Source organism: Streptomyces sp. NPDC050988 (genome assembly GCF_044456225.1).
Taxonomy (GTDB): Bacteria; Actinomycetota; Actinomycetes; order Streptomycetales; family Streptomycetaceae; genus Streptomyces.
This window is the reverse complement of record NZ_JBITFQ010000024.1, coordinates 83,055-107,591: the sequence shown is the minus strand read 5'-3', so window position 1 is coordinate 107,591 and position 24,537 is coordinate 83,055. Positions and strand designations below refer to the sequence as shown.

At 69.1% G+C, this 24,537-nt stretch carries 22 protein-coding genes and 1 tRNA gene; 22 read left to right on the top strand and 1 reads right to left on the bottom strand.

Annotated elements, in window-relative coordinates; translation table 11 throughout:
- Positions 1 to 67: 67 nt before the first annotated feature.
- Positions 68 to 679, top strand: coding sequence for a hypothetical protein (locus tag ACIBEI_RS35885; RefSeq protein ID WP_398894596.1), 612 nt, complete (start codon positions 68 to 70; stop codon positions 677 to 679).
- A gap of 148 nt (positions 680 to 827) precedes the next feature.
- On the opposite strand, the gene ACIBEI_RS35880 is transcribed toward ACIBEI_RS35885, so the two are convergent.
- Positions 828 to 899 (bottom strand) — tRNA-Arg (locus ACIBEI_RS35880).
- A 156-nt stretch (positions 900 to 1,055) separates the two neighbouring features.
- Between ACIBEI_RS35880 and ACIBEI_RS35875 the strand changes: the two genes are divergently transcribed.
- The 21 genes from ACIBEI_RS35875 (at position 1,056) to atpA (ending at position 24,534) form a co-directional block, all read left to right on the top strand.
- Positions 1,056 to 1,574, top strand: coding sequence for a response regulator (locus ACIBEI_RS35875; RefSeq protein ID WP_398894594.1), 519 nt, complete (start codon positions 1,056 to 1,058; stop codon positions 1,572 to 1,574).
- Positions 1,575 to 1,955: 381 nt separating this feature from the next.
- Positions 1,956 to 3,005 (top strand): ArgS-related anticodon-binding protein NrtL, encoded by a 1,050-nt coding sequence (gene nrtL, locus ACIBEI_RS35870; RefSeq protein ID WP_398894593.1) that lies wholly within the window; start codon positions 1,956 to 1,958, stop codon positions 3,003 to 3,005.
- Positions 3,006 to 3,053: 48 nt separating this feature from the next.
- Positions 3,054 to 4,445: a diaminopimelate decarboxylase gene (lysA, locus tag ACIBEI_RS35865; RefSeq protein WP_398894591.1), complete on the top strand. Its 1,392-nt coding sequence runs from the start codon at positions 3,054 to 3,056 to the stop codon at positions 4,443 to 4,445.
- A 160-nt stretch (positions 4,446 to 4,605) separates the two neighbouring features.
- Positions 4,606 to 5,904, top strand: a complete 1,299-nt coding sequence (locus ACIBEI_RS35860; RefSeq protein ID WP_189838454.1) for a homoserine dehydrogenase — start codon at positions 4,606 to 4,608, stop codon at positions 5,902 to 5,904.
- Between the two features lie 6 nt (positions 5,905 to 5,910).
- A complete protein-coding gene (thrC, locus tag ACIBEI_RS35855) occupies positions 5,911 to 6,969 on the top strand; it encodes a threonine synthase (RefSeq protein WP_398894589.1) in 1,059 nt (352 codons plus the stop codon).
- A gap of 376 nt (positions 6,970 to 7,345) precedes the next feature.
- Positions 7,346 to 8,263, top strand: coding sequence for a homoserine kinase (thrB, locus tag ACIBEI_RS35850; protein ID WP_269654583.1), 918 nt, complete (start codon positions 7,346 to 7,348; stop codon positions 8,261 to 8,263).
- A gap of 385 nt (positions 8,264 to 8,648) precedes the next feature.
- Entirely contained in the window at positions 8,649 to 10,676 is a 2,028-nt protein-coding gene (gene rho / locus ACIBEI_RS35845; protein ID WP_398894586.1) for a transcription termination factor Rho, read from the top strand.
- 416 nt (positions 10,677 to 11,092) lie between these two features.
- Positions 11,093 to 12,226 carry an LCP family protein gene (locus ACIBEI_RS35840; protein WP_398894585.1) on the top strand — a complete coding sequence of 378 codons (1,134 nt, stop codon included), beginning with the start codon at positions 11,093 to 11,095 and terminating at the stop codon, positions 12,224 to 12,226.
- A gap of 277 nt (positions 12,227 to 12,503) precedes the next feature.
- Positions 12,504 to 12,731 (top strand): 50S ribosomal protein L31, encoded by a 228-nt coding sequence (gene rpmE / locus ACIBEI_RS35835; RefSeq protein ID WP_055614408.1) that lies wholly within the window; start codon positions 12,504 to 12,506, stop codon positions 12,729 to 12,731.
- Between the two features lie 138 nt (positions 12,732 to 12,869).
- Entirely contained in the window at positions 12,870 to 13,946 is a 1,077-nt protein-coding gene (gene prfA, locus ACIBEI_RS35830; protein ID WP_398894583.1) for a peptide chain release factor 1, read from the top strand.
- Positions 13,947 to 14,078: 132 nt separating this feature from the next.
- Entirely contained in the window at positions 14,079 to 14,918 is an 840-nt protein-coding gene (gene prmC / locus ACIBEI_RS35825; protein WP_398894581.1) for a peptide chain release factor N(5)-glutamine methyltransferase, read from the top strand.
- Positions 14,919 to 15,002: 84 nt separating this feature from the next.
- Complete coding sequence (locus tag ACIBEI_RS35820; protein WP_055614410.1) at positions 15,003 to 15,650, top strand: L-threonylcarbamoyladenylate synthase; 648 nt, start codon at positions 15,003 to 15,005, stop codon at positions 15,648 to 15,650.
- The gene (locus ACIBEI_RS35815) at positions 15,647 to 16,327 is read left to right on the top strand and encodes a protein-tyrosine-phosphatase (protein WP_055614411.1); all 681 of its coding nucleotides are present in this window, start codon (positions 15,647 to 15,649) and stop codon (positions 16,325 to 16,327) included. The genes ACIBEI_RS35820 and ACIBEI_RS35815 overlap by 4 nt, the downstream gene beginning before the upstream one ends.
- A 174-nt stretch (positions 16,328 to 16,501) precedes the next feature.
- Positions 16,502 to 17,755 (top strand): serine hydroxymethyltransferase, encoded by a 1,254-nt coding sequence (gene glyA / locus ACIBEI_RS35810; RefSeq protein WP_398894579.1) that lies wholly within the window; start codon positions 16,502 to 16,504, stop codon positions 17,753 to 17,755.
- A gap of 126 nt (positions 17,756 to 17,881) precedes the next feature.
- On the top strand, positions 17,882 to 19,303 hold the full coding sequence (locus ACIBEI_RS35805; protein ID WP_398894577.1) for an MraY family glycosyltransferase: 1,422 nt from the start codon (positions 17,882 to 17,884) through the stop codon (positions 19,301 to 19,303).
- Between the two features lie 296 nt (positions 19,304 to 19,599).
- The gene (locus tag ACIBEI_RS35800) at positions 19,600 to 20,037 is read left to right on the top strand and encodes a hypothetical protein (RefSeq protein ID WP_200395843.1); all 438 of its coding nucleotides are present in this window, start codon (positions 19,600 to 19,602) and stop codon (positions 20,035 to 20,037) included.
- Positions 20,038 to 20,310: 273 nt separating this feature from the next.
- Positions 20,311 to 21,081 carry a F0F1 ATP synthase subunit A gene (gene atpB / locus ACIBEI_RS35795; protein ID WP_398894676.1) on the top strand — a complete coding sequence of 257 codons (771 nt, stop codon included), beginning with the start codon at positions 20,311 to 20,313 and terminating at the stop codon, positions 21,079 to 21,081.
- A gap of 77 nt (positions 21,082 to 21,158) precedes the next feature.
- A complete protein-coding gene (gene atpE / locus ACIBEI_RS35790; RefSeq protein WP_143636214.1) occupies positions 21,159 to 21,392 on the top strand; it encodes an ATP synthase F0 subunit C in 234 nt (77 codons plus the stop codon).
- 40 nt (positions 21,393 to 21,432) lie between these two features.
- Positions 21,433 to 21,990 carry a F0F1 ATP synthase subunit B gene (locus ACIBEI_RS35785; RefSeq protein ID WP_143636212.1) on the top strand — a complete coding sequence of 186 codons (558 nt, stop codon included), beginning with the start codon at positions 21,433 to 21,435 and terminating at the stop codon, positions 21,988 to 21,990.
- Entirely contained in the window at positions 21,987 to 22,802 is an 816-nt protein-coding gene (locus ACIBEI_RS35780) for a F0F1 ATP synthase subunit delta (RefSeq protein ID WP_384085855.1), read from the top strand. Before ACIBEI_RS35785 ends, ACIBEI_RS35780 begins: the two co-directional genes overlap by 4 nt.
- A gap of 139 nt (positions 22,803 to 22,941) precedes the next feature.
- A complete protein-coding gene (gene atpA / locus ACIBEI_RS35775) occupies positions 22,942 to 24,534 on the top strand; it encodes a F0F1 ATP synthase subunit alpha (protein ID WP_398894576.1) in 1,593 nt (530 codons plus the stop codon).
- The last annotated feature ends 3 nt before the right edge of the window (positions 24,535 to 24,537 follow it).

Genomic DNA, 24,537 nt, shown 5'->3' with positions numbered 1-24,537 from the left:
TGGGGTCGTTGGACGTCCCCGCCGCCCGGGGGCGCACTGTCCGCCGTCCGTCGTAGAGTTCCCCCTCATGACTATGCAGTCCTTGCCTGCTTGGAACCTCACCTCACTGGTGTTCTTCATCGACACGCACATTCTCGATGCCCCGGATGCCGCATCCGTTCTTCTACGCAAGCTTCACGAGGCGAACTGGATCAGCCTGCGACGGACCGATGCTATGGATACGGAGCTGGCCGCTGCACCCGAGGAGAAGTGGGCGGCTCTTACTGAGGCAAGCGCGTCGTACGCTGAATCGTTCGGACCCATGGTCCTGGACCACTCGCGGTTGGACCACTGTGTCCTTGGCAGTGATGAGGACGTTGCTCGCGATGAAGTCGTCTTTTCCACCCTCTTCCCGGGAGCGGACAGGTCCACCTGTCGGAAGAACCACATCCGCGATGCCATGCACGTCGCGACAGCGATTCGGTACGGCGGTCGGGCCTTCATTACCCATGAGCGGAAGCTGCTCAACAAATCCGATCAGATTGCTGGGCTATTCCAGGGCTTCCGCATCTGGTCGCCAGCGCAGGCTCTGGCCGAGGCAGGGGGTGCTGTGGCTCGCGCGCGTGAGCTGCACCGCAGGGAACCGGCGCGCGGATCTCTGCCCGAGTGGCCATCGGAAGGGGACCTGCGTTCAGCCTGAGCTGCGGGGCGTGAGTTGATCGCTCAGCAGCCCTATCGCGATCAGTGCGTACCAACGACAAAGAGCGGGACCCAGTGAGACTGGTTCCCGCTCTTCATACTCGGCACATGCGCTGGTCAGCCTCATGATCTGGCTGGTTGAAGCGAAGTGCCCCCGGCAGGATTCGAACCTGCGCACACGGCTCCGGAGGCCGTTGCTCTATCCCCTGAGCTACGGGGGCGTGTCGGGCGCGGTTTTTGCGGCGACGGGTAGAACCCTACCAGCTCTTTCGGGGTCGTCATGAACGGGTTTTGGGGGTGGGGGAGGGGGTGTCGGGGGTCGTTCCGATCTTGGGCGGCGGGTGGGTTACGGGCGGGTTCGGGGTCGCTCGCGCGGGGTGGAAGTGGGGAAAAGCCGGACGCGGCCCCACGTGCCGACCTACTCTCGAGTTGTGCCAGGCGCGTCGGGTCGGGTGCTTGTTGTGGACGACAACAAGGTCATCCGGCAACTGATCAGGGTCAATCTCGAGCTGGAGGGTCTCGAGGTCGTGACCGCGGCCGACGGTGTCGAGTGTCTGGACGTCATCCACCAGGTCCGGCCCGATGTGGTCACCCTCGACGTGGTCATGCCCCGGCTCGACGGATTGCGTACGGCCGCCCGGCTCCGCGCCGACCCTCGGACCCGTAACCTCCCCCTCGCCATCGTCAGCGCCTGCAACCAGTACGAGGTCGAGAACGGCCTCGACGTCGGCGTCGACGCCTTCCTTGCCAAGCCCTTCGAGCCCGCCGAACTCGTGCGACTCGTACGCCAGTTGCTTGAGCGGCGGGAGGCTCCGGCCACCAGTGCCTCCTTCGAGGGCGCCGACAGCATCTACGGCTCCGGCGAGACCGAGCGCGCCGGCCGCACCCGCAGCTGAGGCGACGGCCTGGGTCGACCGCCCGAGACCGGCACCACCCCCCACCCGCGGGCGCCCGACCGCCGCAGGGGGCGTGGCGACGTGTCCGCCCGCAGCGGCTGGCGCGTCCCCGCCGGGCTCCCCGCGATGCGATCCCACTTCATCGCGCCAGACCGAGGACGGATATGTCGCCACGTCCCCGATCCCACAACGGCGACCCGGCGCAGCAACCCCCACCGGCCCGCGCCAGCCGACCGGCCCGCGCCAGCCCACCGCCCCGCGCCAGCCCACCGCCCCGCAAGAGCCCCGCACCCGACCCGCCCAGGCCCCCACCGTCCACATCCCGGACCCTCCCCCAAACCAGTTCGCCTACCCACCCCCCTCCTCCCCTACGCTTGTCCCGTGACCCCCGTCGAGCTCTCCCGTACCGTCCTGCGTGCAGTGCGTCGCGCGGTGGACGCGGGTGAGCTGGTCGCGCCGGTGCCGGAGCGGGCGCAGGTCGCGCCTCCGGGGCCCGGCGGCCGCGGGGACTACGCCACGAACGTCGCCCTGCAGCTGGCCCGCCCCGCAGGCCGACCGCCGCAGGAGGTCGCCCGGATCCTGCGGTCGCACCTCGCGGACGCGGAAGGCGTGACCGGCGTCGACATCACCGGGCCCGGCTTCCTCAACATCACCCTCGACGGCGGCGGGGGGCAGGCCCTTGTCGCCGAGATTCTGAGGTGCGGCGCGCGGTACGGGTTCGTCGACGAGCCCACCGGGGAACTCGTACAGCTCCACCACCCCCGAGAAGTACGCGCCGCCGTCACCGCTCAGGCCCTCGCTCGGATCCTTCGCTCCCAGGGCGCCCTCGTCCGTACGTCCTGCGAGGACGAGCCCGACCCGACCTGGGCGGCCGTCCTCGGTGTCAGTGTCGATGCCCACGGCACGCCCACCGCGCCGGTGCCTCTCAAGGTCAACGTCCGGCCCGTACCGGCCGGCCAGGACCCCACCCCGCTCGGCCGCGACGCCGCCCGCTGGGCGCTGTTGCACCCCGCTTCGCACGACCACCCCCGCATCACCGCGGACCACCTCGTCCAGCGGGAGACCAACCCGCTCTTCAGGGTCCGGTACGCCCACGCCCGCACCCGGGCCCTCAGCCGCAACGCCGCCGCCCTCGGCTTCACCAGCGCCCCCGGCGACGTACAGGGCAACGCGACACTCCTCGTCGACGCCCTCGCCGCCCACCCCCACATCCTCGCCACCGCGGCCCGCCACCGCGCGCCCGACCGTCTCGCCCGGCACCTCGTCACCACCGCCGACGCGATGCTCGCCGTCCAGCACACCGTGCTTCCGCTGGGTGACGAGAAACCCTCGGCCGCCCACCGCGCCCGGCTCGCGCTTGCCGAAGCCGCCGGGACGGTGCTGGCCGGCGGCCTGTCCCTGCTCGGCATCGACGCCCCAGAACATCTCTAGTTGTCTCCAGAAGATGTCTCCAGAATCTCTGAGAAAGCCCATACAGACATGAGCCGTTCCGCACACCCCGCCGGGCCCCGTCACGCCGATGTCTGGCCCGAAGGCCACTACTCCGCCCCGCCCGCCGACCTGAACGCCCTCGACCCGAAGGTCTGGGCCCAGACCGTCACGCGTACGGACACCGGTGAGGTCAGCGTCGGGGGGATCGGCGTCGCCGCGCTCGCCGAGGAGTTCGGCACGCCCGCCTACTTCGTCGACGAGACCGACTTCCGGGCACGCGCCCGCGCCTGGCGTACCGCCTTCGGGCATGACGCCGACGTGTTCTATGCCGGGAAGGCGTTCCTGTCCCGCGCCATCGTGCGCTGGCTGCACGAGGAGGGGCTCAACCTCGACGTCTGCTCCGGCGGCGAGCTCACCACCGCCCTCTCCGCCGGGATGCCCGCCGACCGGATCGCCTTCCACGGCAACAACAAGTCGACGGACGAGATCACTCAGGCCATCGAGGCCGGTGTCGGGCGGATCGTTCTCGACTCCTTCCAGGAGATCGTGCGCGTTGCCCATATCGCCCAGTCGCTCGGCACGCGGCAGCGCGTGCAGATCCGCGTCACCGTCGGCGTCGAGGCCCACACGCACGAGTTCATCGCCACCGCGCACGAGGACCAGAAGTTCGGCATCGCGCTCGCGGACGGACAGGCCGCCGAGGCCGTACGGCGCGCGCTGACCCTCGACGGGCTCGAACTGATCGGCATCCACTCCCACATCGGGTCGCAGATCTTCGACATGGCGGGGTTCGAAGTCGCTGCCCGTCGTGTCGTGGCTCTCCTTGCCGCCGTCCGTGACGAGCACGGTGTCGAGCTTCCCGAGATCGACCTCGGTGGTGGCCTCGGCATCGCTTACACCAGCGACGACGACCCGCGCGAGCCGCACGAGATCGCCAAGGCGCTCGGCGAGATCGTCACGCGCGAGTGCGAGGCCGCCAAGCTGCGGACGCCCCGGATCTCGGTCGAGCCCGGGCGCGCCATCGTGGGCCCGACCGCCTTCACGCTCTACGAGGTCGGCACCATCAAGCCCCTCGAAGGACTGCGTACGTACGTCTCCGTCGACGGCGGCATGTCCGACAACATCCGCACCGCGCTGTACGACGCCGAGTACAGCGTCGCCCTCGTCTCCCGTACGAGCGACGCCGAACCCATGCTCGTACGCGTCGTCGGCAAGCACTGCGAGAGCGGCGACATCGTCGTGAAGGACGCCTTCCTGCCCTCCGACCTCGCGCCCGGCGACCTCATCGCGGTGCCCGCCACCGGCGCGTACTGCCGCTCGATGGCGAGCAACTACAACCACGCCCTGCGCCCGCCGGTCGTAGCGGTCCGGGACGGCGAGGCGCGCGTGATCGTCCGCCGCGAGACGGAGGAGGACCTCCTGCGTCTCGACGTCGGCTGACAGGAATGACGGCACAATGCTGAGCGGGGCGGAAGATCTCCCGTCTGCCGCCCTCGCGCAAATGAAATAGACATCTCACGATCCGGACGAGGGATAGAAACCCCCGTCCGGTGAGTGAGACTGGTCCCACCGTGACGGTATGAGGAAACGAGGTCGGATGATGCGTACGCGTCCGCTGAAGGTGGCGCTGCTGGGCTGTGGGGTTGTCGGCTCAGAGGTGGCGCGCATCATGACGACGCACGCCGACGATCTCGCCGCCAGGATCGGTGCTCCCGTCGAGCTTGCCGGTGTCGCCGTGCGGCGGCCCTCCAAGGTGCGCGAGGGCATCGACCCCGCCCTCGTCACGACCGACGCCACCGCGCTCGTCAAACGCGGGGACATCGACGTGGTCGTCGAGGTCATCGGCGGCATCGAGCCCGCGCGGGCCCTCATCACCACCGCCTTCGAGCACGGCGCGTCCGTCGTCTCCGCCAACAAGGCGCTCCTCGCCCAGGACGGTGCCGCGCTGCACGCCCTCGCCGAGGAACAGGGCAGGGACCTCTATTACGAGGCTGCCGTCGCCGGTGCCATCCCGCTGATCCGCCCGCTGCGCGAGTCCCTCGCCGGCGACAAGGTCAACCGCGTGCTCGGCATCGTCAACGGCACGACGAACTTCATCCTCGACAAGATGGACTCGACCGGCGCCGGGTACCAGGAAGCCCTCGACGAGGCCACCGCGCTCGGATACGCCGAGGCCGACCCCACCGCCGACGTCGAGGGCTTCGACGCCGCCGCCAAGGCCGCCATCCTCGCCGGGATTGCCTTCCACACGCGCGTGCGTCTCGACGACGTCTACCGCGAGGGCATGACCGAGGTCACCGCCGCCGACTTCGCCTCGGCGACGCGGATGGGCTGCACCATCAAGCTGCTCGCCATCTGCGAGCGGGCCGCCGACGGGGGATCGGTCACCGCGCGCGTGCACCCCGCCATGATTCCGCTGAGCCACCCCCTCGCCTCCGTGCGCGGCGCGTACAACGCCGTGTTCGTCGAGTCGGACGCCGCCGGGCAGCTCATGTTCTACGGGCCGGGCGCCGGTGGTGCGCCGACCGCCTCTGCCGTCCTCGGCGACCTGGTCGCGGTCTGCCGCAACAAGCTCAGCGGCGCGACCGGGCCCGGCGACTCGGCGTACACCCAGCTGCCCGTGAGCCCCATGGGTGAGGTCGTGACCCGCTATCACATCAGCCTCGATGTGGCGGACAAACCGGGTGTTCTCGCCCAGGTTGCGACCGTTTTCGCCGAGCACGGTGTCTCGATCGATACCGTTCGGCAGCAAGGCCGACAGGACGGAGGCGGCGAGGCCTCTCTCGTCGTCGTCACGCACCGCGCGTCCGACGCGTCCCTCAACGGGACCGTCGAGGCGTTGCGCAACCTCGACACCGTGCGGGGTGTCGCCAGCATCATGCGGGTTGAAGGAGAGTAACGAGCAATGACCCACCAGTGGCGCGGAATCATCGAGGAGTACCGGGACCGGCTGCCGGTATCCGACTCCACGTCGGTCGTGACGCTGCGCGAGGGCGGTACGCCGCTCGTGCCGGCGCAGGTGCTCTCCGAGCGCACGGGCTGCGAGGTCCACCTCAAGGTCGAGGGTGCGAACCCCACCGGGTCCTTCAAGGACCGCGGCATGACCATGGCCATCACGCGGGCCAAGGAGGAGGGTGCGAAGGCCGTCATCTGTGCCTCGACGGGCAACACGTCGGCGTCCGCCGCTGCGTATGCCGTACGGGCCGGAATGGTCTGTGCCGTTCTCGTCCCCCAGGGCAAGATCGCGCTCGGCAAGATGGGCCAGGCCCTCGTGCACGGCGCGAAGATCCTCCAGGTCGACGGAAACTTCGACGACTGCCTCACGCTGGCGCGCAGCCTCTCCGACAACTACCCGGTGGCGCTGGTCAATTCGGTGAACCCGGTGCGTATCGAGGGGCAGAAGACCGCCGCCTTCGAGATCGTGGACATGCTGGGCGACGCCCCCGACATCCACGTCCTTCCGGTGGGCAACGCGGGCAACATCACCGCGTACTGGAAGGGGTACACCGAGTACGCCGCCGACGGGATCGCCGAGCAGACCCCGCGCATGTGGGGCTTCCAGGCGTCCGGTTCCGCGCCCATCGTGCGCGGCGAGGTCGTCAAGGACCCCTCGACGATCGCCACCGCGATCCGTATCGGCAACCCGGCCTCGTGGAAGTTCGCGCTAGCCGCGCGGGACGAGTCGGGCGGCTTCATCGACGAGGTGACGGACCGTGAGATCCTGCGCGCCTACCGCCTGTTGGCCGCTCAGGAGGGCGTCTTCGTCGAGCCCGCCTCCGCGGCCTCGGTCGCCGGTCTGCTCAAGGCCGCCGAGCAGGGCAAGGTCGACCCGGGCCAGCGCATCGTCTGCACGGTGACCGGAAACGGCCTCAAGGACCCGGACTGGGCCGTCGCGGGAGCACCGCAGCCGGTCACGGTCCCGGTCGACGCGGCAACGGCCGCAGAACGTCTCGGCCTGGCGTAGCCCGACACCAACACCGGCCCACCAACAGCGAGTGAGCCGAAGGGGCGCGCCTGTGTCGAGAGTCCGAGCGCGCGGAGCGCCCGACGAAGGAGGGTCGAGCACGGTCGGACTCTCGACACAGGCTTCTGCGCCCCGGAGGCGAACCGAGCTTTAAAAGAAAGGGGGGGTGCACGGGGGGCTTACGACACGCATCGTGCGCCTCCTGTGCGCCCTATGTCGCCACAGAACCTTCCTTCGATAGGCTGTACCGAACCCGCCCGCCGCATATGCCGCGGTGCCGCGCCGTCCCTGCGGCCTTTGGGTCTTCCGCATTTTCCGTATGTCTCGCAGGATTTCGACAATCTCGCAGCTCAAGCTCAAGGAGAGTCATCGAGCGATGGCCGGTCCAGCGTTCCGCGCCGCCGCCGTCCGGGTGCGCGTCCCCGCCACCAGTGCCAACCTCGGCCCGGGCTTCGACGCCTTCGGTCTGTCACTGGGGCTGTACGACGACGTGGTCGTCCGGGTGGCCGACTCCGGACTGAACATCGACATCGCAGGCGAGGGCAGCGAAACACTCCCACGCGACGAGAGCCACCTGCTCGTACGCTCCCTGCGCACCGCCTTCGATCTGCTCGGCGGACAGCCGCGCGGCCTTGAGATCGTCTGCGCCAACCGCATCCCGCACGGCAGGGGCCTCGGCTCCTCGTCCGCCGCCATCTGCGCGGGCATCGTCGCTGCACGCGCAGTGACCATAGGCGGCGACAGCAAGCTCGACGACGAGGCACTTCTGGAGCTCGCGACGGAGATCGAGGGCCACCCCGACAACGTCGCGGCCTGTCTGCTCGGCGGTTTCACACTGTCCTGGATGGAGGGCGGATCGGCCCGCGCCATCAGGATGGAACCCGCCGATTCCATCGTTCCGGTGGTTTTCGTACCGGCGAAGCCGGTCCTCACCGAGACCGCCCGGGGACTGCTCCCGCGCGCCGTTCCGCATGTGGACGCCGCAGCCAACGCGGGCCGCGCCGCACTGCTTGTCGAGGCCCTGACCAGGCGCCCCGAGCTGCTGCTGCCCGCCACCGAGGACCGACTGCACCAGGAGTACCGCGCCCCGGCCATGCCGGAGAGCGCGGCTCTGGTGGAGCGGCTGCGGGCCGACGGAATTCCCGCGGTGATCTCCGGCGCCGGGCCCACCGTGCTCGCGCTCGCCGCCGACACCGCGGCCGACAAGGTCGCACGACTGGCGGGCGAGGGCTGGGCGGCCAACCGGCTGGGCCTCGACGCCACGGGGGCGAGCGTGCTGCCGCTTGCTCCGTGACACACGGTCGCCGGATTTCGAGAGGGGGAATGTTTGTTGGATCCGGTAGTGTTAACCTCAAGTCTGCACCCGACCCCACCATGGCGAGGTGCTTCACGTCCCCGTCCGGGACAACCATTCTTCCGGGAGCCCCCCAAACTGCTTTGTGCCATGCATTGGGTGCTACGCGCTGAGCGGTGCTGAGCACGCTCCGGAACCGGCGTGACCGAGCCGATGGACACGGAACCTCAGTGCCCCGGCCCCGGGAATCGCCATCCCAGAAATTCCCTCCGCCTTTTGGCGGACCACCGCCCCGGCACGGTCCACACAGCAAGGACCACTGTCGGACAGCACAACCGGTCGCCGAGCCAGACAGGCCGACGTCCGCTCCAGGGAAGGACCCTTCGTGAGCGACACCACCGATCTGATGGGCGCACGTGTCGAGGAGACCGCTGCCGCGCCCGCCACGGACGCCTCCGCGCCTGCCACCGGTGCCGGCTCCCGTCGGCGCCGCGGTACCGGCCTCGAGGGCATGGTGCTGGCCGAGCTGCAGCAGGTCGCATCCGGCCTCGGCATCAGGGGCACCGCGCGGATGCGCAAGAGCCAGCTGATCGAGGTCATCAAGGAGGCGCAGGCGGGCGGGGGTGCTCCGGCCAAGGCCGAGACCGCCACCGAGACCAAGCCGAAGCGCCGGGCCACCTCGAAGGCCCGTACGGGCGACGACGCCGCTCCCGCCGACAAGAAGGCGGAGGCCAAGGCCGAGAAGGCCGTGGCACAGCAGCAGATCGAGATCCCCGGCCAGCCGGCGAGTGACGACGCCCCGGCCGAGCGCCGCCGGCGCCGCGCGACCGCCGAGGCCGGCAGCCCCGAGACGGTCACCGCCGAGGCGAAGAGCGAGCCGAAGGCCGAGACGCCCGCCCAGTCCCAGGGCGAGGCCAAGAGCGACGCCGGTGACGGCGGCGAGGGCCGTCAGGGCCGTCGCGACCGCCGTGACCGCGGCGACCGTGACCGTGGAGGCCGCGACCGCGACCGCCGTGGCAAGGGCGACGAGCAGCAGGGCGGCGGCCAGGGCGGCGGCAACCAGCAGCGCCAGGACCGCCAGGACCGTCAGGGCGGCCAGCAGCAGGGCGGCGGTCGTCAGGACCGTCAGGACCGCCAGCGTGACAACGGGCCCCAGGACGACGACGACTTCGAGGGTGGCCGCCGCGGCCGCCGCGGCCGTTACCGGGACCGCCGTGGCCGTCGCGGCCGCGACGAGTTCGGTGCCAACGAGCCGCAGCTCGCCGACGACGATGTCCTGATCCCCGTCGCGGGCATCCTGGACATCCTCGACAACTACGCGTTCATTCGCACGTCGGGCTACCTGCCCGGCCCGAACGACGTGTACGTCTCCCTCGCCCAGGTCCGCAAGAACGGTCTGCGCAAGGGTGACCACGTCACCGGCGCGGTCCGTCAGCCCAAGGACGGCGAGCGTCGCGAGAAGTTCAACGCGCTGGTCCGCCTCGACTCCGCGAACGGCATGGCCGCCGAATCCGGCCGTGGCCGCCCGGAGTTCAACAAGCTGACGCCCCTTTACCCGCAGGACCGGCTCCGCCTGGAGACCGACCCGGGCGTGCTGACCACCCGCATCATCGACCTCGTCGCGCCGATCGGTAAGGGCCAGCGCGGTCTGATCGTGGCCCCGCCGAAGACCGGCAAGACCATGATCATGCAGGCGATCGCCAACGCGATCACGCACAACAACCCCGAGTGCCACCTGATGGTCGTCCTGGTCGACGAGCGTCCGGAAGAAGTCACCGACATGCAGAGGTCGGTGAAGGGCGAGGTCATCTCCTCGACCTTCGACCGTCCGGCCGAGGACCACACCACCGTCGCCGAGCTCGCCATCGAGCGTGCCAAGCGTCTGGTGGAGCTGGGTCACGACGTCGTCGTACTGCTCGACTCGATCACGCGTCTGGGCCGTGCGTACAATCTCGCCGCCCCGGCCTCCGGCCGCATCCTGTCCGGTGGTGTCGACTCGACCGCGCTCTACCCGCCGAAGCGCTTCTTCGGTGCCGCGCGCAACATCGAGGACGGCGGCTCGCTGACCATCCTGGCCACCGCGCTCGTCGACACCGGCTCGCGCATGGACGAGGTCATCTTCGAGGAGTTCAAGGGCACCGGCAACGCCGAGCTCAAGCTCGACCGGAAGCTCGCCGACAAGCGCATCTTCCCCGCGGTGGACGTCGACGCGTCCGGTACGCGTAAGGAAGAGATCCTGCTCGGCAGCGACGAGTTGGCGATCACCTGGAAGCTGCGCCGAGTGCTGCACGCGCTCGACCAGCAGCAGGCGATCGAGCTGCTCCTGGACAAGATGAAGCAGACGAAGTCGAACGCCGAGTTCCTGCTGCAGATCCAGAAGACGACGCCGATGCCGGGCAACGGCAACGACTGAGGCAGCACAGCCGGCCAGGCCGGTACCGCGAAGGGCCACCCCTTGTACGCAACGGGGTGGCCCTTCGCGTTGGCCTTCGCGTTGGCCTTCGTATCGACCGTCGTGTCGGCCTTTTTCGAGTTGCCGGAGTCCCGGTGAAATGGGCGGTGAAGAGACCTTCGCCACAGATGTGAGGAGCGCCACGCGCCCGCGGAAGCACGCCGTCCGCCATCGAAAGCGCAGGTGAGCGCTCGACGGTCCGTCCAGCCCCTCACCCAGCGTGTCCGTTGATCCACAGCGCGGTCACAGCGCGTCGTGCAACCCTTTTTCCGGTTTCAACGTCTGACCGGACGGGTCCTGACAGAGACGTCGCGGCAGATGACCACGCCTGGCCCTGACCGCAGGGGGTAACCGAACGTACGAGGACTGAGGAGCACATGTCTGCCGAGAGCATGCCGGAACCCGGCACATCGGAGGATTCCGGTTCGAGCGCCCCGCGCCGTCGAGGCAAGGGCAGCCGCCGCAAGCCGCGGAGCACGCGCCACAAGGCGCTCGTCATCACGGCCTGGGCCGCCGCGGGCGTCGTCGTGCTGGGCGGTACCGGCCTCGGGTTCATGTACTTCAAGCTCAACGACAACATCAAGAGCGTCGACATCAACCAGGCACTCGGCACCGACCGGCCCCTGGACGTCGACAACGGCTCCCAGGACATCCTCGTACTCGGCTCCGACACCCGTTCCGGCGGCAACAAGGAGCTGGGCGGCGGCGTCGACGACGGCAGTGCCCGCTCGGACACCGCGATGATCGTGCACGTCTACGAGGGCCACAAGAAGGCCAGCGTGGTCTCCATACCCCGCGACACCCTCGTGGACCGGCCCGGGTGCACCGACAGCAAGGGCGTCGAGCACGACGCCGGGTCCCAGGTGATGTTCAACTCCGCGTACTCGACCGGTGGCGCCGCCTGTGCCGTGAAGACCGTCGAGTCGATGACCGGCATCCGCATGGACCACTACATCGAGGTCGACTTCAGCGGCTTCCAGAAGCTCATCGACGAACTCGGCGGCGTGAAGGTCACCACGACCAAGAGCATCCGGGACGAGGAGAGTCACCTCAATCTGAAGGCCGGCACGCACCAGCTCACCGGCAAGCAGGCGCTCGGTCTGGTCCGCACCCGGCACGGTGTCGGCGACGGCTCCGACCTCGGCCGGATCCAGCTCCAGCAGGCGTTCATCAAGGCCCTGGTCGAGCAGGTCAAGGACATCGGCGTACTGACCAGCCCGAAGAAGCTGTTCGACCTCGCGGACACCGCGACGAAGACCGTCACCACCGACACCGACCTCGACTCGGTCAAGGATCTGGCCTCGTTCGCCAACGGCCTCAAGGGCATCAGCCCGTCCAACATGAACATGGTGACGATGCCGGTCCAGTACGACCCGGCCGACGGCAACCGCGTGCTTGTCCTCAAGGCCAAGTCCCAGCAGGTCTGGGACGCCCTCAAGAACGACCGCCCGATCCCGAAGTCGGCGACCAAGGGGGCGGCTACGGGTGACGCGAAGGGTGTCGTGAGCTAGGCGCTCCGCGGGGGGCGGTTTTGTTGGCTGCGGGCCGGTGGGGGCTTGTCGCGCAGTTCCCCGCGCCCCTAAAAGATGAAAGGCAGGGGCGCAGCCCCGCCTTTCAGGGGCGCGGGGAACTGCGCGAGCAACCCCCACCGGGCCCGCGGGGAATACACAACGCGAACCCCCGGTTTTGGGGGATGGCCCCAGTCCTGGCAGACTGGTACGTCGGCCCCGGTTCACGCTCCGCAGCCCGCGGCAGCGACCCGGCGCCCTCCCGAAACTAGGAGACACCTTGAAGCGCGACATCCACCCCGAGTACGTCGAGACGCAGGTCAGCTGCACCTGTGGCGCGTCGTTCACCACCCGCAGCACGATCTCCAGCGGCACCGTCCGCGCCGAGGTCTGCTCCGAGTGCCACCCGTTCTACACGGGCAAGCAGAAGATCCTCGACACCGGTGGCCGCGTGGCCCGCTTCGAGGCCCGCTTCGGCAAGGCCAAGGCTGCCGCTGACAACAAGTAGCGAGCCCACAGCGCCGGTCTTCGGTGCCTCCGTCCAGGGGGCGCTGGGACCGGCGCTTTGCGGTGCAGCCCCCATTCGTCGTAGTACCTACGTCCCCGCGCCCGTCATGGAGCGGGGGACAGTCCATTGGAGCCGGAGATGTTCGAGGCGGTCGAGGAACTGATCGGTGAGCACGCCGATCTGGAGAAGAAGCTCGCTGACCCGTCGGTCCACGCCGACCAGGCCAACGCGCGCAAGCTCAACAAGCGCTACGCCGAGCTCACCCCGATCGTCGCGATGTACCGCTCCTGGAAGCAGACCGGGGACGACATCGAGACGGCGAAGGAGTTCGTCGCCGACGACCCGGACTTCGCGGCCGAGGTCAAGGAGCTGGAGAAGCAGCGCGAGGAACTGACGGAGAAGCTGCGGCTGCTCCTCGTCCCGCGCGACCCCAGCGACGACAAGGACGTCATCCTGGAGATCAAGGCGGGCGCGGGCGGCGACGAGTCGGCCCTGTTCGCCGGTGACCTGCTGCGCATGTATCTCCGGTACGCCGAGCGCGTCGGCTGGAAGACCGAGATCATCGACTCCACGGAGTCCGAGCTGGGCGGTTACAAGGACGTCCAGGTCGCCGTGAAGACCAAGGGCGGCCAGGGCGCCACCGAGCCCGGCCAGGGTGTCTGGGCCCGGATGAAGTACGAGGGCGGGGTGCACCGCGTGCAGCGGGTGCCCTCGACCGAGTCGCAGGGCCGTATCCACACCTCCGCCGCCGGTGTGCTGGTCACGCCCGAGGCCGAGGAGGTCGACGTCGAGATCCACGCGAACGACCTGCGGATCGACGTCTACCGCTCCTCCGGGCCCGGCGGCCAGTCCGTCAACACCACCGACTCCGCCGTGCGCATCACGCACATTCCCACCGGAGTCGTCGCCTCCTGCCAGAACGAGAAGAGCCAGCTGCAGAACAAGGAGCAGGCGATGCGTATCCTGCGCTCCAGGCTGCTCGCCGCGGCACAGGAGGAGGCGGAGCGGGAGGCCGCGGACGCCCGCCGCAGCCAGGTCCGTACCGTCGACCGCTCCGAGAAGATCCGTACGTACAACTTCCCGGAGAACCGCATCTCGGACCACCGGGTCGGCTTCAAGGCGTACAACTTGGACCAGGTGCTCGACGGGGATCTGGACGCGGTGATCCAGGCGTGCGTCGACGCGGACTCGGCCGCCAAGCTCGCCGCGGCGTAAGGCACGTAGAAGTACGCAGACGTACGCAGAAGTACCCAGCGCAGTACACATCCGCTCGACGGACAACAGCACAGCTCCCGGAGGACCAGCGTGCAGCAACATCTTGGGGGGCGACCCCCAAACCCCCGCGGCGTGCTGCTCGCGGAAGTGGCCCAGGCCACCCAGCGGCTGGCCGACGCCGGCGTGCCCTCGCCGCGCAACGACGCCGAGGAACTCGCCGCGTTCGTGCACGGCGTGAAGCGGGGCGAGCTGCACACCGTCAAGGACGCGGACTTCGACGCCCGGTACTGGGAGGTGATCGCGCGCCGCGAGGCCCGCGAGCCGCTCCAGCACATCACCGGGCGGGCCTACTTCCGCTATCTGGAACTCCAGGTCGGGCCGGGCGTGTTCGTGCCCCGGCCCGAGACGGAGTCCGTGGTCGGCTGGGCCATAGACGCCGTACGCGCGATGGACGTCGTCGAGCCGCTGATCGTCGACCTGTGCACCGGCTCGGGCGCGATCGCGCTCGCCCTCGCGCAGGAGGTGCCGCGCTCGCGCGTCCACGCCGTCGAACTGTCCGAGGACGCCCTGCGGTGGACCCGTAAGAACGTCGAGGGATCCAGGGTCGACCTGCGGCAGGGCAACGCCCTGGACGCGTTCCGCGACCTCGACGGGCAGGTCGACCTCGTCATCTCCAACCCGCCGTACATCCCGCTGACCGAATGGGAGTACGTCGCTCCGGAGGCCCGGGACCACGATCCCGAACTCGCCCTGTTCTCGGGGGAGGACGGCCTCGACCTCATCCGCGGTCTGGAGCGCACCGCGCACCGGCTGCTGCGGCCCGGCGGTGTCGTCGTCATCGAGCACGCCGACACCCAGGGCGGCCAGGTGCCGTGGATCTTCACCGAGGAGCGGGGCTGGGCCGACGCCGCGGACCACCCCGACCTCAACAACCGGCCGCGGTTCGCGACCGCCCGCAGGGCGACGCCATGACAGCGGCGACTTCTTGTGTGGACGACGTGGAAATCGTTAGATGCGCGGCCAACGGGGCCCGCGTGTTCGAGGAGGCTTGCTGATATGGCACGGCGATACGACACCAACGACGCGACCGACCGCTCGACGGGTCTGCGCGAGGCCGCGTCCGCCGTCCGCCGCGGCGAGCTCGTGGTGCTGCCGACCGACACCGTGTACGGGATCGGCGCCGACGCGTTCAGCTCGGAGGCCGTGACCGACCTGCTGGAGGCCAAGGGCCGCGGCCGGAACATGCCCACGCCCGTCCTCATCGGCTCCCCGAACACGCTGCACGGCCTGGTCACCGACTTCTCCGAGATGGCCTGGGAGCTCGTCGACGCGTTCTGGCCCGGCGCGCTCACGCTCGTCGCCAAGCACCAGCCGTCCCTCCAGTGGGACCTGGGGGACACCCGTGGCACGGTCGCCGTACGCATGCCGCTGCACCCGGTCGCCATCGAGCTGCTGACCGAGGTCGGTCCGATGGCCGTCTCCTCCGCGAACCTGACCGGCCACCCGGCCCCCGAGGACTGTGACGCCGCGCAGGAGATGCTCGGCGACTCCGTCTCCGTCTACCTGGACGGCGGGCCGACCCCCGGCAACGTCCCGTCGTCGATCGTCGACGTCACGGGCAAGGTGCCGGTGCTCCTGCGGGCGGGCGCCCTGTCCGCCGAGGAGCTGCGAAAGGTCGTCCCCGACCTCGAGGTGGCGAATTGACAGCCCCTGACGCGGGGCGTGGCATAGGTACGGGGACGGGGTACACGGGGGCTTACGGCGACGGGGCCTCGGGGGACTCCTCTTTTCGCATCCTCCACGTCAGCACCGGCAATGTGTGCCGCTCGCCGATCACCGAGCGGCTGACCCGTCATGCCCTGGCGGACCGGCTCGGCGACCCCCTGTGGGGCGGCCTGATCGTGGAGAGCGCCGGCACCTGGGGTCATGAGGGCGCGCCCATGGAGGCCAACGCGGAGGCGGTCCTCGCGGACTTCGGCGCGGACGCCTCCGGCTTCGTCGGCCGTGAGCTGCTGGACGAGCACGTCATCAGGGCGGACCTCGTCCTCACGGCCACCCGCGACCACCGCGCCCAGGTCATCTCCATGGGCCACTCGGCGGGCCTGCGCACCTTCACCCTGAAGGAGTTCACCCGCCTGGTCCGCGCCATAGACCCCGCGACCCTGCCTCCCCTGGAGGACGGCATGGTCGAACGCGCACGGGCCCTGGTCCGCGCGGCAGCGGCTCTACGCGGGTGGCTTCTGGCCCCGACGGCGGAGGCGGACGAGGTGTACGACCCGTACGGGGCCCCTCTGCCGTTCTTCCGCTCGGTGGGGGACGAGATCAACCAGGCACTGGACCCGGTGGTCACGGCGTTGACGGGTGTGCCCGCACGCGCGTGACGCTCCGCTGGGAGGTCCGTATTTCGTCTGCGGGCGGGTCGTGGCTGGTCGCGCAGTTCCCCGCGCCCCTTTGGGGCGTGTGCAGGTGGGCCGCTCGGGCGTAACACCGGGCGCAGCAGGGGTCACGGTTCTACATTGGACTTAGCGTTCCCCTGTCGAGGTCCGGAGTCCGCCATGCCGGTCGCACACACGCTTGAAGGCCCGCTGTCCGTCGACGTGCTCGGCCGGCAGGATCCGGAGCTGGCCGAGATCCTGCTCGGGGAGCTGGAGCGGCAGTCGACGACGCTGCAGCTCATCGCCGCCGAGAACTTCACCTCGCCGGCCGTGCTGGCGGCGCTGGGCTCGCCGCTCGCGAACAAGTACGCCGAGGGATATCCCGGTGCCCGGCACCACGGCGGCTGCGAGATCGTCGACGTGGCCGAGCGCGTCGCCGTGGAGCGCGCGAAGGCATTGTTCGGCGCCGATCACGCCAACGTGCAGTCCCACTCCGGGAGTTCGGCCGTCCTGGCCGCGTACGCCGCCCTGCTGCGCCCGGGAGACACCGTCCTCGCGATGGGCCTGCCGCACGGCGGCCACCTCACGCACGGGTCGCCCGCGAACTTCTCCGGCCGCTGGTTCGACTTCGTCGGCTACGGCGTCGACCCCGAGAGCGGGCTCATCGACCACGAGCAGGTGCGCACCCTGGCCCGTACGCACCGGCCGAAGGCCATCGTGTGCGGGTCGATCTCGTATCCCCGCCACATCGACTACGCCGCGTTCCGCGAGGTCGCGGACGAGGTCGGCGCCTATCTCATCGCGGACGCCGCCCATCCCATCGGGCTCGTCGCCGGGGGAGCGGCGCCCAGTCCGGTCCCGTACGCCGATGTGGTGTGCGCCACCACCCATAAGGTGCTGCGGGGCCCGCGCGGCGGCATGCTGCTGTGCGGGAGCGAACTGGCCGAGCGGGTGGACCGGGCGGTGTTCCCCTTCACACAGGGCGGCGCGCAGATGCACACGATCGCCGCCAAGGCCGTCGCGTTCGGCGAGGCGGCAACACCGGCGTTCACCGCGTACGCCCATCAGGTGGTGGCGAATGCGCGGGTGCTGGCGCAGGGCCTGGCCGCCGAGGGGCTCGCGGTCACCACCGGCGGCACCGACACCCACCTGCTCACCGTCGACCCGGCACCGCTCGGGGTGGACGGCCGCACCGCCCGCGGCCGTCTTGCCGCGGCCGGAATGGTCCTCGACACCTGCGCCCTGCCCCATCCCGACGTGCGAGGACTGCGTCTGGGCACGGCCGCCCTGACCACCCAGGGGATGGGCGAGGCCGAGACCGCACGCATCGCGGTGCTGTTCGCGACGGCTCTGAGGGACGAGTCCGCCGGACGCCAGGTGCGTGAAGAAGTGCGGGATCTGACCGGAAGATTTCCGCCCTATCCCGCCCACTGAGGGGTGGACGATCACTGGTGCACAGCCACTCGTGCAACCATCGGCTCTACCCGGAAGTCCCCAACCGTATGCGCACGAAGCTAGGGTGTGGGGCTGAGATGGCCAGCGAGATCTGTGGGGAAGCCTGTGCGTGAATACCTCCTGACGCTCTGCGTCACGGCCGCGGTGACGTACCTGCTGACCGGGCCGGTGCGGAAGTTCGCGATCGTGGCCGGAGCGATGCCGGAGATCCGGGCACGTGACGTGCACCGGGAACCCACCCCACGCCTCGGCGGCATCGCGATGTTCTTCGGACTCTGCGCCGGCCTGCTGGTCGCGGACCATCTGACGAACCTCAGCGTGGTCTTCGAGAACTCCAACGAGCCGCGGGCCCTGCTCTCCGGCGCGGCCCTGATCTGGCTGATCGGCGTCCTGGACGACAAGTTCGAGATCGACGCCCTCATCAAGCTCGGCGGCCAGATGATCGCCGCGGGCGTCATGGTCATGCAGGGTCTGACGATCCTGTGGCTGCCGATCCCCGGCGTCGGCTCGGTCTCGCTGACCCAGTGGCAGGGCACGCTGCTGACCGTCGCGCTCGTCGTGATCACCATCAACGCCGTGAACTTCGCCGACGGCCTGGACGGCCTCGCCGCCGGCATGGTGTGCATCGCGTCCGCCGCGTTCTTCATGTACGGCTACCGCATCTGGTACGGGTACGGGCTGGAGTCCGCCGCCCCCGCCACCCTCTTCTCCGCGCTCCTCATGGGCATGTGCCTCGGCTTTCTGCCGCACAACATGCACCCCGCGCGGATCTTCATGGGCGACTCGGGCTCGATGCTCATCGGCCTGGTGCTGGCGGCCGGTGCGATCTCCATCACCGGGCAGGTCGACCCGGACGCGATGAACCTCTTCGCCGGGTCCGAGAAGGAGGCCGTGCACCAGACGGTGCCGGTCTACATCCCGCTCCTGCTGCCGCTGACGATCATCGCCGTCCCGGCGGCCGACCTCGTGCTCGCCATCGTGCGGCGCACCTGGCGCGGCCAGTCCCCGTTCGCCGCCGACCGCGGCCACCTGCACCACCGTCTCCTCGAGATCGGGCACTCGCACAGCCGGGCCGTGCTCATCATGTACTTCTGGTCGGCGCTGATCGCCTTCGGAGCCCTGGCCTACTCGGTGAACTCCGGGGCCATGTGGATCGTGCTCGGCATCATGGCGCTCAGCGCGGTGGGCCTGGTCCTGCTCCTGCTGCCGCGCTTCACACCGCGCGCCCCGCGCTGGGCCGAGCACTTCGTGCCGCCGCGCTACCGCCGCCGCAGGGCCGCGCAGGCGTCGGCGGAGGCCGCGACCGAGGTCGCGTACGCCACAGCAGGTGACGGGACGCACGACGGGGCACCCGTCGGAGCCGGTGACGGCGTCGACGATCGCGCCGACGACTGCGACGGCGTCGACGGTGAACGTGAGGAACGCCGCACTCCGGTTGTCGCCGGAGTCTCAGGAGTCAACGGGGCGACGGCTGTTGGATCCCGTTCGCGCCTCCTGGACGGGCGCAAAGCCGGTACGTCGCGCTGACCCGAGGTAAGAATCGTGCAAGAACCGCCGCGACAACGGCGTCCGTAAACCGCCCCAATACCAGACAAGTTGGTCGCCTGAGTGCACAGACGTGCAGTTTCACTCTCATGTGTGACGCCGAGCACACCAACCAGGTAAAGACCTCATCAAATAGTTTGTGATACGGTTCACGAGAACCCGGGACAGAGCCGAAGGACCGCAGTGCGACGGTCCATTGGCGGTGAGGTTCTCTCTCTGTCCGGGACTACGCTCGTCCATGACGACACCTGCCCCCTTGAGCAAGCGGAGTTGCCGCCATGCCGTCCAATGACGTCCGGATCCTTCTCCAGGCCGCTGTGCCCACAGCTGCCGTCGGCGCGATCGCCGCCGTCGTCAGTGGTGTGGTCGCCGGTGGCAAGGGAGCGATCGGGGCGGGCTTCGCGACGCTGGTCGTGATCCTCTTCATGGGCATCGGGCTGTACGTCCTGCAGCGCACCGCCAAATCGCTTCCGCACCTTTTCCAGGCGATGGGTCTGATGCTCTATACGGCACAGATTCTGCTGCTGTTCATCTTCGTCGCCGCCTTCAAGAACACGACGCTGTTCAACCCCAAGGCTTTCGCGATCACGCTGGTCGCCGCCACGCTCGCGTGGATCGGCGCCCAGGCGCGTGCCCATATGAAGGCCAAGATCCTCTATGTCGAACCCGACTCCTCGAAGGGCGACAAGCCCGAAAAGACGGGGCACTCGTCGTGAGGGGTAGGGCCGGGATAAGCGCGGGTGGGAGATCCTGCTATCGTCCGGTGCCAACTGCGGCATCGCGGGCGCGGGCATATGAGCTGACGCCTGCTCTAGCGCGAGGCTCGATGCCCTCCAGCCGCCCCCACATCCGTAACACCAGTCCAGTGCCGAACCGCGGCTGCGCGCCGCGCCGACACAACGAGGTTGCCGTACCCATGCGTCACGCCGAAGGAGCCCGTGGTGAGTGCTGACCAGACCCAGCTCGCCTTTGAGTGGAACTGTCGGATCATGTCCGACAACGGCTGCGGCTTCCCGGCACCGGGCCTGCACTCGTTCCTGTTCAAGCCGATCGTCACGGTCGGTGGGTTCGAGTTCAACAAGGTGATGCTGCTCGCGCTCATCACCACGCTCCTGGTCGTCACCTTCTTCACACTTGCCTTCGGCAAGGCGAAGGTGGTCCCGGGCAAGCTGCAGATGGTCGGCGAGGCCGGTTACGACTTCGTTCGCCGCGGCATCGTCTACGAGACCCTCGGCAAGCGGGAGGGCGAGAAGTACGTCCCCCTGATGGTCTCGCTCTTCTTCTTCATCTGGATCATGAACATCTGGTCCGTGATCCCGCTGGCCCAGTTCCCGGTCTCGTCGATCATCGCCTTCCCGATGGTGCTCGCCGGCATCGTCTACATCGTCTGGGTCTCGCTGACGTTCAAGAAGCACGGCTTCGTCGGCTTCTTCAAGAACGTCACCGGTTACGACAAGTCGCTCGGCCCGGTGCTGCCGCTCGTCATGGTGATCGAGTTCTTCTCGAACCTGCTGGTCCGGCCGTTCACACACGCGGTGCGACTGTTCGCCAACATGTTCGCCGGTCACCTGATGCTGGTGATGTTCACCGTCGCCTCCTGGTACCTGCTGAACAGCTGGATGATCCCGGCGGCCGGCATCTCCTTCGTCATGACCGTCGTCATGATCCTCTTCGAGCTCTTCGTGCAGGCCGTCCAGGCGTACGTGTTCGTGCTCCTCGCCTGCTCGTACATCCAGGGCGCCCTGGCCGAGCACCACTGAGCCGCGACGCTCCACCAACCCCCAGAACGTCCGGTGGCCAACCCCCGCCGGTCCATGAAAGAGAAGGAAGAATCAGCATGGCTGCCCTTGAGACCCTCGCCGCTGTCGAAGGCAACATCGGTTCCATCGGCTACGGCCTCGCCGCCATCGGCCCCGGCGTCGGCGTCGGCATCATCTTCGGTAACGGCACCCAGGCCCTCGCCCGTCAGCCCGAGGCGGCCGGCCTGATCCGCGCCAACCAGATCCTCGGCTTCGCCTTCTGTGAGGCCCTCGCCCTCATCGGCATCGTCATGCCGTTCGTCTACAACTGACGAACCCTGACGAGCGAACCTTTCAACGGAAGGCACTGATGTGATCGCCAACCTGGTACAGCTGGCGGCCGAGGAGGAGCAGAACCCGCTCGTCCCGCCGGGCCCCGAGCTGCTCGTCGGCACCATCGCCTTCGCCATCGTGTTCTTCTTCTTCTGGAAGAAGCTTCTCCCGAACATCAACAAGGTTCTGGAAGAGCGCCGCGCGGCGATCGAAGGCGGTATCGAAGAGGCCGACGCCATGAAGGTCGAGGCCCAGAGCGTGCTGGAGCAGTACAAGGCTCAGCTCGCCGAGGCTCGGCACGAGGCCGCGCGTCTGCGCCAGGAGGCGCAGGAGCAGGGCGCCACGCTCATCGCCGAGATGCGTGCGGAAGGCCAGCGGCAGCGCGAGGAAATCATCGCCGCCGGTCACTCGCAGATCGCGGCAGACCGCAAGGCCGCGTCGTCGGCGCTGCGCCAGGACGTGGGCCAGTTGGCCACCGAACTGGCCGGCAAGCTCGTCGGCGAGTCCCTCGAGGACCACGCCCGGCAGAGCCGCACGATCGACCGGTTCCTCGACGGTCTCGACGAGTCCGCTTCGAAGGCTGAGGCGTCGCGATGAACGGAGCGAGCCGCGAGGCCCTGGCCGCCGCACGAGAGCGTCTCGACGCGCTGACGGACAACACGTCCGTGGACGCGACGCTGCTCGCCGACGAGCTGGCCGCCGTCACCGCGCTGCTCGACCGCGAGGTGTCACTGCGTCGGGTCCTCACCGACCCGGCGCAGGCCGGAGAGGCGAAGGCCGAACTGGCCGGGCGTCTGTTCGGCGGCCAGGTCGGCGGCACGACCGCCGATCTGGTGGCCGGTCTGGTGCGCTCCCGCTGGTCGCGGTCGCGTGACCTGGTCGACTCCATCGAGGAGCTGGCCGACACCGCCGACCTCACGGCGGCGCAGCAGGCGGGCACGCTCGACGAGGTCGAGGACGAGCTGTTCCGGTTCGGCCGGATCGTCTCTTCGAACACCGGGCTGCGTGCCGCACTGACCGACCGCGGCGCCACGACCGCGGCCAAGAGCGAGCTGCTGCGCAGCCTGCTCGGCGGCCGGGCCAAGGTGACGACCGAGCGTCTGGTCACGCGCCTTGTGACCGCGCCCCGGGGACGTAGCCTGGAGTCGGGACTCGAGTCCCTGTCCAAGCTCGCCGCCGAGCGTCGTAGCCGCATGGTCGCCGTCGTCACCTCGGCGGTTCCGCTGAGCGACCCGCAGAAGCAGCGCCTGGGTGCCGCCCTCGCGAAGCTCTACGGCCGCCAGATGCACCTCAACCTCGACGTGGACCCCGAGGTCCTCGGCGGGATCCGGGTGCAGGTCGGTGACGAGGTCATCAACGGCTCCATCGCGGACCGGCTGGAGGACGTCGGCCGCCGCATGGCGAGCTAGCGACAGCAACTCAATACACGTACGTAAACAGTTACACGCAGTAATACGGCCCTGGTTGGGCCGTGCAGAGGATTCCTGGGGGCTGACCCCAGACCCCCCAAGAAAACTTCGGGCCCAACAAGGAGAGCAGGGAACCCAGATGGCGGAGCTCACGATCCGGCCGGAGGAGATCCGGGATGCGCTGGAGAACTTTGTCCAGTCGTACAAGCCGGACGCGGCCTCGCGCGAGGAGGTCGGTACGGTCACCCTTGCCGGCGACGGCATCGCGAAGGTCGAGGGCCTTCCCTCGGCCATGGCCAACGAACTGCTGAAGTTCGAGGACGGCACCCTCGGCCTCGCGCTCAACCTGGAAGAGCGCGAGATCGGCGCCATCGTCCTCGGTGAGTTCAGCGGCATCGAGGAGGGGCAGCCGGTCACCCGTACCGGCGAGGTCCTGTCCGTGGCCGTCGGCGAGGGCTACCTCGGCCGCGTTGTCGACCCGCTCGGCACCCCGATCGACGGTCTCGGCGAGATCGAGACGTCCGGCCGCCGCGCCCTCGAGCTGCAGGCCCCGGGCGTCATGGCCCGTAAGTCGGTGCACGAGCCGATGGAGACCGGCTACAAGGCCGTCGACGCGATGACCCCGATCGGCCGTGGCCAGCGTCAGCTGGTCATCGGTGACCGCCAGACGGGCAAGACCGCCCTGGCCGTCGACACGATCATCAACCAGCGCGACAACTGGCGCACCGGCGACCCGAACAAGCAGGTCCGCTGCGTGTACGTCGCCATCGGCCAGAAGGGCTCGACCATCGCCTCCGTGCGTGGCGCCCTCGAAGAGGCCGGCGCGCTGGAGTACACGACCATCGTCGCCGCCCCGGCGTCCGACCCGGCCGGCTTCAAGTACCTTGCGCCGTACACCGGTTCGGCCATCGGTCAGCAGTGGATGTACGAGGGCAAGCACGTCCTCATCATCTTCGACGACCTCTCGAAGCAGGCCGACGCCTACCGCGCCGTGTCCCTGCTGCTCCGCCGTCCGCCGGGGCGCGAGGCCTACCCCGGTGACGTCTTCTACCTGCACTCCCGCCTGCTGGAGCGCTGCGCGAAGCTCTCCGACGAGATGGGCGCGGGCTCGATGACCGGTCTGCCGATCGTCGAGACGAAGGCCAACGACGTCTCGGCGTTCATCCCGACCAACGTCATCTCCATCACCGACGGCCAGTGCTTCCTGGAGTCGGACCTGTTCAACGCCGGTCAGCGCCCCGCGCTGAACGTCGGTATCTCCGTCTCCCGAGTCGGTGGTTCCGCGCAGCACAAGGCGATGCGCCAGGTCTCCGGCCGTCTGCGCGTGGACCTCGCCCAGTTCCGTGAGCTGGAGGCGTTCGCCGCCTTCGGTTCCGACCTGGACGCCGCGTCGAAGTCGCAGCTGGAGCGCGGTCAGCGGATGGTCGAGCTGCTCAAGCAGGCTCAGTACCAGCCGATGGCCACCGAGGACCAGGTCGTCTCCATCTGGGCCGGCACCACCGGCAAGATGGACGAGGTGCCGGTGACCGACGTCCGCCGCTTCGAGAAGGAGCTCCTGGAGTACCTGCACCGCAAGGAGCAGGGCCTCATGACCTCCATCAAGGAGGGCGGCAAGATGTCGGACGACACCCTGCAGGCCATCGCCGACGCGATCGCGGACTTCAAGAAGCAGTTCGAGACGTCGGACGGCAAGCTGCTCGGCGAGGACACCCCTGCCGCTGCGGGCAAGTGACGA